Here is a 12,583-nt window from a genome sequence, read left to right as displayed (position 1 = left end):
TGTGAGGAAAGCCCTCAGAGGAATTATGGATAAGGTGCGTAGAAAACTACTGGCTCTACCGCGAAGGCATAAGCGGCTGCTTCAGGTGCTGACGGATATCGTACTGATATGGGTCGCCTTGTGGCTGGCCTTTGTGGTCCGCCTCGGTATCGATGAACTGGCAAACCCGATCATCGATCACACTTGGTTGTTCCTGTGCGCGCCGGTAGTGTCGATCCCGCTCTTCATTCGCTTCGGGCTGTACCGCGCGGTGATGCGTTATTTTGGTAACGACGCACTGATCGCCATCATCAAGGCGGTCACGCTGTCTGCGCTGATCCTCGGCTTCATCATCTATTGGTCCAGCAACCATCAGAACGTAGTGCCGCGTTCCATCACCTTCAACTACTGGTGGTTGAGCCTGATCATGGTCGGTGGCCTGCGGCTCGCCATGCGCCAGTACTTCCTGGGTGACTGGTTTGCTGCCGCCGTCCAGCACGTACCGTTCGCTCAACGAGACGATGGCTTGCCACGGGTGGCAATCTACGGGGCCGGCGCCGCCGGTAACCAATTGGCAACGGCGCTGCGCATGGACAAAGCCATGCGGCCGGTGGCATTCATCGACGATGACCCGAGCATTACCGACCGTGTGATCGCGGGTTTGCAAGTGTATCGCCCAGAGCAACTGCAGCAGTTGATCGACGATACCGGCGCTCAGGAAATCCTGCTGGCACTGCCGTCATCGACCCGCACCCGCCGTCGGGAGATCCTTAACTTCCTCGAAGACTTCCCGCTGCATGTGCGCAGTGTGCCCAGCTTCATCGACCTGGCGAGCGGCAAGGTCAAGGTGGATGATATTCAGGAAGTGGACATCGCCGACCTGTTGGGCCGTGACCCGGTGCCCGCACAAAGCGACCTGCTTGAACGTTGCATCGCTGAACAAACCGTGTTGGTCACCGGTGCCGGTGGCTCGATCGGCTCCGAGCTGTGCAGGCAAATTCTTTCGCAGTCCCCGAAAACGCTGCTGCTGTTCGATCACAGCGAGTTCAACCTCTACAGCATTCTTTCTGAACTGGAACAGCGCATTGCCCGTGAGTCGCTGTCTGTTTGCCTGTTGCCGATCCTGGGTTCGGTACGTAACCAGGCGCAGATGCTCGACATCATGAAAACCTGGCGGGTCGATACGGTTTACCATGCTGCGGCCTACAAGCATGTACCGATGGTCGAGCACAATATCAGCGAAGGCTTGCTGAACAACGTCATTGGTACCTTGCACACCGCGCAAGCAGCATTGCAGGCGGGGGTCGCCAACTTTGTGCTGATTTCGACCGACAAGGCGGTACGCCCGACCAACGTGATGGGCAGTACCAAGCGCCTTGCCGAGATGACCCTGCAGGCCCTGAGCCGCGAGTTGGCGCCCGTACTGTTTGGCGATGGGGGCAATGTTTCGCAGGTCAACAAAACCCGCTTCACCATGGTCCGTTTCGGCAACGTGCTGGGCTCATCGGGCTCGGTAATCCCGCTGTTCCATAAGCAGATCAAGGCCGGCGGCCCGCTGACCGTTACCCATCCGAAAATCACCCGCTACTTCATGACCATTCCCGAAGCCGCGCAGTTGGTGATCCAGGCGGGTTCGATGGGCAAGGGCGGGGATGTGTTCGTACTCGACATGGGCGAGCCAGTGCGGATCGTCGAGTTGGCCGAGAAGATGATCCACCTGTCCGGTTTCAGCGTCCGCTCCGAACGCAACCCCATGGGTGACATCGCTATCGAGTTCACCGGGTTGCGGCCGGGCGAGAAGCTTTACGAAGAGCTGTTGATCGGTGACAACGTGCTAGCGACCCGCCACCCGATGATCATGAGTGCAAGCGAGGACTTCCTCCCTTGGGACGAGCTCAAGGACGCTCTGAACCAGTTGCTGGGCGCGGCGTCTGCAGATGATTTTGTACGGGTGCGTCAGTTGCTGCGTGAAACAGTGATCGGCTATGCCCCGGAAGGGGAAATCGTTGACTGGATTTATCAGCAGCGGCGCTTGGACCTGTAAGCTTCCTCTGTGACACAAGGCCGCTCCTTATAGCAGCGGCCTGTTCTACACGATTAGCAGTGCCAGCCATGAGGGCCGTAATGGCCCTCATTAGAGCGGGGCAGCACTACCGCCCAGCGTTAATGTGAACCCCGCAGCACCCCAGGGTTTTCCCCACCCCCCCAACCCGCGTATCATCCCCACACACAAATCTGAATATCCCCACGCCTGCTTCAGACCAAAAGTCTTGCGTTCCCAGCGTGCATAGCAGCTTCAGATAACCAGACGATCATCAGTGTCATAAAACGACCTGCCAGATTCATGGCCAGGCCAGGCATGCCGGCTGTCCGACGGATGGGACGGTGCCCGATGAGATTTGAAGGAATAGGTTTTGATTAAGCGTAGAAAGGTTGCAATCGTTGGCTGTTCGTACCGCTTCCCTGGATCTTCCAATGCCAGCTTCTGGCAAAACCTGATGGAGGGGCGCGACCTGGTCACCCAGGTCGACCCTTCTCGGTGGGAGAAATCTGAGTTTCTGCACCCGGACAAGGCCAACCCTGCGACCAGCTACACCTTCGCCGCGGGCACTTTGGGCGACATCAGCGCGTTCGACGCGGGGTTCTTCAATATTTCGCCGCGTGAAGCGGGGATGATGGACCCACAGCAGCGCATGCTGCTGGAAATGTGCTGGGAAACCTTCGAAAACGCCGGGGTCAAGCCGTCGAGCCTGCGCGGCAGCAACTGTGGCGTGTACCTGGGCATCGCCGGTGTCGAGCAGTCCTACCGGCTGGTCGAAGACCTGGCGTCGATCGATGGTGCAACCGCCACCGGCAACACCATGAGCATTGCCGCCAACCGCCTGTCGTTCTTCTACGACCTGCGTGGGCCGAGCATGGCCATCGATACCGCCTGTTCCTCTTCGCTGGTGGCCTTCCACCAGGCGTGCCAGGCCATCCTCAGCGGTGATGTCGACCAGGCGCTGACCGGCGGCATCAGCCTGCACATGCACCCGTTTGGCTTCATGATCTTTGCCAAGGCGACCATGCTGTCGCGCACCGGGCGCTGCCAGTCGTTCGATGAGAATGGCGATGGCTATGCGCGTTCGGAAGGCGGTGGGTTGTTCCTGCTCAAGGATTACGACCAGGCCGTGGCCGATGGCAACACGATTCTGGCCGTGGTTGCGGCCAGTGCGGTGAACACCGACGGGCGCAAGTCCAGCCTGACCCTGCCCAACGCCGAAGCCCAGGCCGCGCTGCTCAAGCAGACCTACGCCAAGGCGGGCATCAGCCCCGACCAGCTCGATTACCTGGAAGCCCATGGTACCGGTACCTCGGTCGGTGACCCGATCGAAACCCGTGCCATCGGCGAAGCACTGGCCCAGGCGCGTGGCAATGGCAACCCGTTGCCGATTGGCTCGGTCAAAAGCAACCTTGGCCACCTGGAAGCCGCGTCCGGTGTGGCGGGCCTGATGAAGGCGCTCAACTGCCTGACCGAACGCACCGTGCCAGCCACCATCGGGGTCAAGGCGCTTAACCCGAATATCGCGTTTGGCGACCTGAACCTGCAGGTGGTCACCGAGCCGCTGCCGCTCAAGCCTGAAGGCCAACTGACGGTCGGCGTCAACTCGTTCGGCTTTGGCGGCGCCAACGCGCACGTCATCCTGCAGAGCCCCGAGCCGCAGGCTGCGCCGGCTAAAGCTGCCGAGGCGCGACGCGTACCGTTGCTGCTCAGCGGCAAGACCGAACAAGGCCTGCGCGCCACCGCCGAGCGCTTTGCCGCGTACTTGGCCGCCCACCCGGAGCTGGATTATTACGACGTGGCCTATCAGGCCATGTACCGCCGGGACGCTCACAGCCATCGCCTGCTGCTGGTCAGCGACAATGCCGCCGAAGCCGCCCAGGCCCTGGACGACTATGCCCAGGACCCAACCCTCAGTGAACTGAGCGCGGTGCTCGAAGCCGGCCAGGCACTGGAAGCCGCCTCAGCGCCGGTGTTCGTCTACTCCGGTAACGGCTCGCAGTGGCAAGGCATGGGCCGGGCGATGCTCGGTCAACCGCTGTTTGCTGCTGCGGTGGATGAAGTGGATGCGTTGTTCCAGCCGCTGGCGGGCTATTCGTTGCGCGCCGAGCTGCTGGGTGACAACGGCGAAGGCCGTTATGCCCGCACCGAAATCGCCCAGCCGGCGCTGTTTGCCTTGCAAGTGGCGGTGACCCGTGTGCTGGCCGCCGAAGGCATCCACCCTGTCGCGGTGATCGGCCATAGCGTCGGTGAAGTGGCCGCGGCCTGGGCCAGTGGTGCCCTGAGCCTGGAAGACGCCACCCAAGTGATCTACCACCGCAGCCGCCTGCAAGGGCTGACCCGCGGTACCGGGCAGATGACCGCCGTGGGGCTGTCGGGTGAAGCCGCTGGCGAGCTGATCACTGAACTGAAGCTGGACGGCCGCCTGGTCGTCGCCGGTGAAAACAGTGCCCGTGGCGCCACCCTGGCAGGTGAGGTCGACGCCCTGACGCTGCTGGAAGAAACCCTTGCCGAGCGCCAGGTGTTCGCCCGCCGACTGGACCTGGACTACGCCTTCCACTCGCCAGCAATGAACCCGATTGAACAGGCCGTCATCGACGACCTGGCGCACATTCGCCCGCGCGCCACGCAGATCCCGTTCTACTCCACGGTGGTCGGCGGCGAGCTGGATGGCGAGCGCCTGGGCAACCACTACTGGTGGCAGAACATCCGCTTCCCGGTGCTGTTCCAGGGCGCCTTGGACGCGCTGGTGCGCAACGGCCATAACCTGTTCGTCGAGGTCGGCCCGCACGCGATTCTGCGCAGCTACGTCACCGATGTGCTGAACCAGTGCGAGCAGCCTGGCCAGGTGGTCGGCACGCTCAAGCGCAACGACCACAGCCCGCTGCTGCTGGAACGCACCGTGGCCCGCCTGCTGATTGCCGGCGTCGAGCCGCAGTGGGCAACGCGCTTCCCGGTTGCCGGGCGCCAGGTACGCCTGCCGAACTATGCTTGGCAGCGTGATCACTTCAGCTTGCCGGTGAGTGCCGAGTCGCACAGCCCCTTGAACCGCAAGCGCGTGCACCCGTTGCTGGGTTACCCCGTCGTCGACCAGCCGCTGACCTGGGAAAACCGCCTGGACACGCAACTGTTCCCGACCCTGGCTGACCACAAAGTGGGCGAGTCGGTGCTGTTCCCCGGTGCCGGTTTCACCGAGTTGGCCCTGGCGGCGGCGCAGTTGCACCAGCCGGGTGAGTTCGTTGACATCGAAGAGCTGGAAATCCACAACCCGCTGCTGCTGAGCAGCGAGGGCAGCAAAAAAGTCCGCGTGCACATCGAAGAGGCCGACGGCACGCTGCGCATCATTTCGCGCAACCTGGCGCAGCATGAAGACTGGGTGCAGCACGTGGTCGCGCGCCTGCCGGGCGAAGCCCGTGGCGTCATGCTGGACACCCGTGCGCCGGCGCTGCCACAGCGCCCGGCGGACTTCAGCGGCGAGCAGCACCTGGCACTGACCTGTGCGGTCGGCCTGAACTACGGCCCGGCCTACCAGACCGTCGCCGCGGCTTGGGTAGAAGAAGAGCGGGTGCTGGCGCAACTGGCCGTCCCTGCCGCCATCGAGCACGAACTGGACGCGCTGCACCTGCACCCGGCGCTGCTGGACGGTGCCTTCCAGCTGATTACCGAACTGCTGGCCAGCCGCCCGGGCCGCAACAACGGGCTGGCCTTCATCCCCGTCAAGCTGGGGCGTATCGCCTTCAGCACGGCAGGTGCTGTGCCGGTGCTGGCCGAAGTACGCCAGCGCAAGCGCACCGCGCATTCGCTGTTGGTTGATTTCACCCTGTTTGATGCCAGCGGCGCTGCCGTGCTGGCGATCAAGGATGCGCGCATGCGCGCCGTGCGCCTGCAGTACGACCGCAGTGGCGATATCAAGCGCCTCGGCCACGTTGGCCTGGCCGCACCGGGCAATGCCGTTGCGGTGCAACGCCACGCTGTGGCTGGTACGCCGGTGGCCGACGCGCTGCACAGCCTGGCCCACGAGCCGGCGCAGTTGCGTTACCTCAATGAAGTCGAACCGCTGCTGGATGTGCTGTGTGCCAGCTTTGTGCTCGACCTGGTCGAGCAGGCCGGTGGCCAGCTGAGCGCCGAACAGGTCGCGCTGTGGTCCCAGGGCCAGGGCGATTACCTGGCGACCCTGCTGCGCCACGCCGAGCAGGACGGCAATGTGCTGCGCAACGCCGATGGCAGCTGGCAGTTGGTCGACAGCGACGAGCGCCCGTCGTCGGAGGCCATCTGGCAGGAACTGTTCCAGAGCTACCCCGAGTACTTCCAGATCATTCATTCGGTGGGGCGTATTGGCCGTCACCTGCCGACCTTGCTGACGGGCGAGCAAACGCTCGAAAGCCTGTTGCCGCGCGAAACCAGCGGCAGCAGCTTGGCGCGCCTGGTGCTCGGTGCGGCCGGCCAGCAGCGCTTGCTTACCGGTATCAGCCAAACCTTGGCCTTGCGCCTTGAGCAACTGCCGGCCGGGCAGCGCCTGCGTGTGCTGGAAATCGGCTTTGGCGGCGCATCGTTTGCCGAGCTGCTGTACGCAGGGCTCGACTTCGACCGCATCGATTATGTCTACGCTGTGGCCGAGCCCGAGCTGCAGCAACGCCTGCATGACGATTGCCCTGCGCTGAGCGTGCTGAGCCTGGAGCAACTGGCCGACGCCGGCCGCTTTGACTGGGTCTTGGTGCCGACCGACCTCGCCGCACTTGGCGCAGTGGGCGATGCCTTGCGCCAGGCCAGCGCGCAGCTTAACCCCCATGGCCAACTGGCGCTGCTGGGGCAATACCCGGCGCGTTGGGCTGACTTTGTCTTCGGTGGCGAGCCTGACTGGTGGCTGGCTGGCCCGCAGCACGCGCTTTCGCGTCAGCAGGCCCCGGCCTTCTGGAGCCATGAACTGCAACGCCACGGCCTTGGCCCGCTGCACACCGTTGACGCATTGCCTGGCAGCGCGTGCGGTAGCTACGTGCTGCTGGCCGACAAGCCTGCGGGCGCTGTGCACGCCTCGGCAGAGGTGCCTGTGCAACACTGGGCGTTGCTTGCCGAAGCCGGGCAGGGCGCTGCCGAGTGCTTGGCCGCGCAACTGCGTGCCCAAGGCCAGCTCGTCAGCCTGCTGCTGCCTGGCGATGCGCAGGCGCTGGCTGCCCAGCTCAGCGCATTGGACCAGGCGCCGGCGCATGTGCTGCACCTGGTAGGCTTCGACAGCGCCGCCGGCCTAGACAACCAGGCTGAGCGCTGCCTGCAGGCAGCCGCACTGGTACAGGCCTGTGAGGCCCTGGCGCTGGCGCCGCAATGCTGGCTGCTGACCCGTGGCGCTGCCGAACACCTGTACGGCACCGACACCGCCGCCGACGTCGCGGCCATCGCTGACGCGGCGTTCTGGGGCTTTGGCCGCACCCTGGCCAACGAATCGGTCAACTGCCGCATTCGCCTGCTGGACCTGGCCCACGCGGCACCGATCGACCACGTGCTGCCCTCGTTGCTGCACGCCGACAGCGAAACCGAGTTGGCGCTGGACGCCGAAGGCCGCCGCTATGTGCCGCGCCTGCGTGTATTGGCAGACCAGCCCGCCAGCGCCGACAGCGCCGGGCAGTGGGTGTGCCTGGGCTTCGACCTGCCTGGCCAGCTTCGTAACCTGCGTTGGGAGCTGCGTGAGCCGCGCCAACCGGCGGCGGACGAGCTGGACATCGCCGTACGGGCCACCGGCCTGAACTTCCGCGACGTGATGTTCGCCCTCGGCCTGCTGTCTGATGAGGCGATCGAGAACGGCTTCTCTGGCCCAACCCTGGGCTTCGAGTTTGCCGGTGTGGTGCAAGGCAAGGGCGCTGACGTGCTTGGCGATTTCGCCCCGGGCGACCGCGTGGTGGGCTTTGGCCCGTGCAGCTTCGCCAACCGCCTGGTGACCAACGCCAACGCCGTGGCACGCATCCCAGAGGGCATGTCGTTCGAAGCCGCAGCGACCATTCCGAGCACCTTCTTCACCGTGTACTACGCGCTGCACCACTTGGCACGCGTAGAGCCGGGCGAGAAAGTGCTGATCCACGGCGCGGCTGGCGGCGTGGGCATCGCCGCGATCCAGATCGCCAAGTGGCTGGGTGCCGAGATCCACGCCACCGCCGGCAGCGACGAGAAGCGCGACTTCCTGCGCCTGCTGGGCGTGGACAACGTCTACGACTCGCGTTCGCTGGCCTATGCCGACCAGGTACTGGCCGCAACCGGCGGGCGTGGCGTCGATGTGGTGCTCAACTCGCTGGCGGGCGAGGCGATCAACCGCAACCTGCGTGTGCTGAAGCCGTTTGGCCGTTTCCTCGAACTGGGCAAGCGCGACTTCTACCAGAACACCCGTATCGGCTTGCGCCCGTTCCGCAACAACATCAGCTACTTCGGCATCGACGCCGACCAGCTGATGAGCGAACGCCCGCAACTGACCCGTCGCCTGTTCGCCGAAATGATGGCGCTGTTTGCCCAAGGCATCCTGCACCCGCTGCCATTCCGCGAGTTCGACGCCAACCAGGTGGTCGAAGCGTACCGCTACATGCAGCAGGCGCGGCAGATCGGCAAGGTCGTGATCACCTACGCCAACCCGATCGAACGCACGGTCGACACCCGCGAACAACCGCTGCGTAACGTGCAACTGGCAGCCGATGCCAGTTACCTGGTCACCGGTGGCCTGGGTGGCTTCGGCCTGCGCACGGCGCAATGGTTGATCGACAAGGGCGCCCGCCACCTGGTGCTGCTGGGCCGCCGTGGCCCGGCCAGTGCCGAGGCTCAGCCGCAGCTGGCGCTGTGGCAGGCTCAAGGTATCGATGTGCAGGCAGTGGCTTGCGATATCACGGATGCCGGCCAGCTGCGCGCGGTGTTCGAGCGCATCGCAGCCAGCCCATGGCCGCTGCGAGGCCTGGTGCATGCGGCGACAGTGATCGACGACAGCCTGATCCGCAACCTCGATGGCGACCAGCTGCGTCGCGTGCTTGAGCCCAAGGCCAAGGGCGCGCAGTACCTGCATGAACTGACCCAAGCGTTGCCGCTGGACTTCTTCGTGATGTTCTCGTCGGCCACCACCCTGTTCGGCAACCCCGGCCAGGCTAACTACGTCGCCGCCAACCACTGGCTCGAAGCCTTGGCGCGCCACCGTCGTGCCCAAGGGCTGGCGGCCACCGCAGTGCTGTGGGGCGCGATTGACGACGTCGGCTTCCTGGCCCGCAACAGCCAGATCAAGGATGCCCTGCAAAGCCGCATGGGCGGTGCTGCCCTGCGCGCCGAGGCGGCCCTGGCCCAGCTCGAAGCCATGCTGCTGAGCGGTGACAACGGCCAAGGCGTGCTCGAGCTGGACTTCAAAGCCCTGTCGCGCTTCCTGCCGACCGCCACCTCGCCACGCTTCAGCGAACTGGCCCGTGCCCACGGCGGTGACCAGGAAGACGACAACGGCGGTGAAGACATTCAGCGCATGCTGGCCGAGCTTGACGATGCCGAATTGCTCGAGCGCTTTGCCGAGATGCTCAAGCACGAGGTGTGCGAGATTCTGCGCCTGCCGCCCGCGCGCCTGGATGCACAGCGCCCGCTGCAGGAACTGGGGCTGGACTCGCTGATGAGTGTCGAGCTGGTGGTGGCCTTGGAAGAGCGCTTCGGCATTCGCCTGCCGGTCATGGAACTGAGTGACAGTTCCAGCATCGATAAGCTCAGCGTGCGCTTGCTTGAGCTGTTGCGCGGTGAAGCCGGCACTGGCGAAGACCAGCTGGCGCAAAACGTGCTCGCCCGTCATGGCAGCGAACTCAGCGCCGAACAAGTGGCTGAACTGAATGCAGAACTGGCCGAGACCAGTGTGGCACCTAACCGATTGATTGACTAAGAGCTCAGATGACAGCCAAAACCCCGACCGGCCTTGGTGGTGACGCCAAGCAACGCCTGATCCAGCAAGCCCTTGCGCGGCGCCGTAACACAGGCGCCGAAGGCGCGGAAGGTGCCACCCTGGAGCAGGTGCAGCAGGCTGCATTGAAGGTGCCTGAAGCGTTTTACCGTTTCGACCAGCACCCGGGTTACCAGCACCTGCGGGTGATGCAACAAACCGCGCAGCGGCTGGGGCTGAGCAACCCGTTTTTCCGCTTGCACCAAGGCACCGCCGGCGCGCAGACCCAGATTGGCGAGCGCGAGTACCTGAACTTCGCCAGTTACAACTACCTGGGGTATTCCGGCCACCCCAGCGTTGCCGAGGCAGCCAAGGCGGCGATCGACCGCTACGGCACCTCGGTGTCTGCCAGCCGCCCGGTCTCGGGTGATCGCCCGCTGCACCGTGAGCTGGAGCAGGGGTTGGCCAGGCTGTACGAGGTGGACGACGCCGTGGTGATGGTCAGCGGCCATGCCACCAACGTCACCACCATCGGCTACCTGTTCGGGCCGCGCGACCTGGTGGTGCATGACGAGCTGATTCACAACAGCGTCCTGCAGGGCATTCAGTTGTCCGGTGCACGGCGTTTGAGCTTTGCGCATAACGACTGGCAGGCGCTGGACCGCCTGTTGAGCGAGCAGCGCCAGCACTTCGAGCGGGTGCTGGTCGTGGTCGAAGGCATCTACAGCATGGACGGCGACTACCCTGAGCTGCCCCGGTTCGTCGACATCAAGCGCAAGCACAAAGCGTTTCTGATGGTGGATGAAGCGCATTCGCTGGGCGTGATGGGGGCCACGGGTAAAGGTATCCGTGAGCACTTTGGCCTGGCGGGCGATGACGTCGACATCTGGATGGGCACCTTGAGCAAGACCTTGGCCAGTTGCGGCGGGTATATCGCTGGCAGCACGGCGCTGATCGAGCACCTCAAGTTTCTGGCCCCGGGCTTTTTGTACAGCGTCGGCATGCCGCCGGCGGTCGCGGCGTCGGCCTTGGCGGCGTTGCAGCTGCTGGCGGCGGATAACGAGCGGGTTGCCCAGGTGCAGGCGCGGGGCGAGTTGTTCTTGCGCCTGGCGCGTGAAGCGGGCCTGGACACCGCCACCAGCACCGGGCTTGCGGTGATCCCGGTGATTACCGGCAGTTCGTTCAAGGCGGGGCGGTTGTCCAGTGCCTTGTTCGAGCGGGGTATCAATGCCCAGCCGATCGTCTACCCGGCCGTGCCGGAGCAGGCGGCGCGGGTGCGCTTCTTTGTCTCGTGCGAGCATACGCCCGAGCAGATCCAGCACACCGTGGCGGTGGTCGCTGAAGAGATGGCGCGGCTGGGGTGATGGGGTAAGGGCTGAGGGGCTGCTTGGCAGCCCTTGTGGCGTGCCATCAATGAGCCATCAATGATAGCTGGAATCTGGCCACAGCAAAGCGGCTAATCATATTAAATCGAAGCAAGAAAAGCCGAACTTACTTCGAGCGCTCTAGTGTTAAACATCTAAATAATTCCTCTTTAAAACGACGCGAAAAAGTGTCTGTGTAAAGTTTGCGTAACGCCTGCAACTTTAAAAAATACGACTATCGTGATCATTAACCGGGCCACCCCCTGGGCCCGTCGTGTATCCGATGGAGTACTTATGAGCAGAGTGACTCTTGCTGCTGTTGTATCGGTGTGCGTCTGCGCCGTGCCAACCGTTTGCGATGCGACTTCTCACACTGCACCGGCTTTTGCGTTTGGCTTACAGGGAAGCTACACCGAACAGGAATTCACCGGGCACGGTAAAACCGACACGGAACATATGCCAGAAGGCGGCGCATTCATTAATTTCGGCAATAAAATGACGTCAACCGACGGGTTGATTTACCAGGCAGAACTCAGCGGCCTCTATAGCAAGCACCAGAACCAGAAGGTCAAGGACGCGCAGGCCGACCTCGACCTGGGCTGGCGTATTGCGCTGGCTGAGCGCCATTCCGTCGACCTGCTGGTGGGCGGCGGTTATAAATGGAGCCGCCTGCAGCCGAACAACCGCAAGTACGACATCGACCTCACCAACCGCACGCCTTTTGCCAAGGTGGCGCTGGGTTACAGCTACCGGTTCGACACCGCGACCCTACGTTTCGAAGCCGGCATGCGTAAGCTGATCAATGGTGATTCGCAATTGGAGATCCATGGCATCAGCAACGAGAAAGTGGACTTGAAAGATGGCACTCATCCGTTTGCTGAAATGAGCCTGCTGTTCAATCAGGACGGGATGATACCGGTGATTGCCTCGTTGTATTACAGCCGCTTTGAATATGAGTTGGACGGGCAGTTTGTAATGACCCCAACGGACACTCAGGTGCGGGATGAATACGGTCTAAAACTTGGCGTCAGCTTTTAATCTTGCACACCCAAGGGCTTTCGTCACGCGCAGCCACTTGTAGGAGCAGCCTTGTGCTGCGAAGAGGCGAGTACTAGCACTATCAATCTTCGTTGCTGCCACTGGCGTCTTCGCAGCACAAGGCTGCTCCTACAGGTGTCGGTGCTGACCGAAGGAATAACTGAGCGCACGCAAGGGCTTTCGCCAGGCGCAGTCCCTTGTAGGAGCAGCCTTGTGCTGCGAAGAGGCCAGTACTAGCACAATCAATCTTCGCTGCTGCCACTGGCGTCTTCGCAGCACAAGGCTGCT

At 63.3% G+C, this 12,583-nt stretch carries 4 protein-coding genes; all 4 read left to right on the top strand.

What is annotated here, in order from left to right; genetic code table 11:
* The first annotated feature begins 25 nt into the window (after window positions 1-25).
* The 4 genes from QOS90_RS10205 (at window position 26) to QOS90_RS10190 (ending at window position 12,295) form a co-directional block, all read left to right on the top strand.
* Complete coding sequence (locus tag QOS90_RS10205) at window positions 26-2,023, top strand: polysaccharide biosynthesis protein (RefSeq protein WP_027595974.1); 1,998 nt, start codon at window positions 26-28, stop codon at window positions 2,021-2,023.
* A gap of 370 nt (window positions 2,024-2,393) precedes the next feature.
* The gene (locus QOS90_RS10200; protein WP_085272805.1) at window positions 2,394-9,896 is read left to right on the top strand and encodes a type I polyketide synthase; all 7,503 of its coding nucleotides are present in this window, start codon (window positions 2,394-2,396) and stop codon (window positions 9,894-9,896) included.
* Window positions 9,897-9,904: 8 nt separating this feature from the next.
* Entirely contained in the window at window positions 9,905-11,257 is a 1,353-nt protein-coding gene (locus tag QOS90_RS10195; protein WP_085272806.1) for an aminotransferase class I/II-fold pyridoxal phosphate-dependent enzyme, read from the top strand.
* Between the two features lie 294 nt (window positions 11,258-11,551).
* Window positions 11,552-12,295 (top strand): outer membrane beta-barrel protein, encoded by a 744-nt coding sequence (locus QOS90_RS10190; RefSeq protein WP_085272807.1) that lies wholly within the window; start codon window positions 11,552-11,554, stop codon window positions 12,293-12,295.
* Window positions 12,296-12,583 lie beyond the last annotated feature (288 nt).

Origin of the sequence: Pseudomonas sp. LAIL14HWK12:I10, assembly GCF_900184205.1 — a bacterium.
Lineage (GTDB): Bacteria > Pseudomonadota > Gammaproteobacteria > Pseudomonadales > Pseudomonadaceae > Aquipseudomonas > Aquipseudomonas kermanshahensis.
Note: the sequence above shows the minus strand (reverse complement) of the source record. Positions and strands in the feature narration are given on the sequence as shown.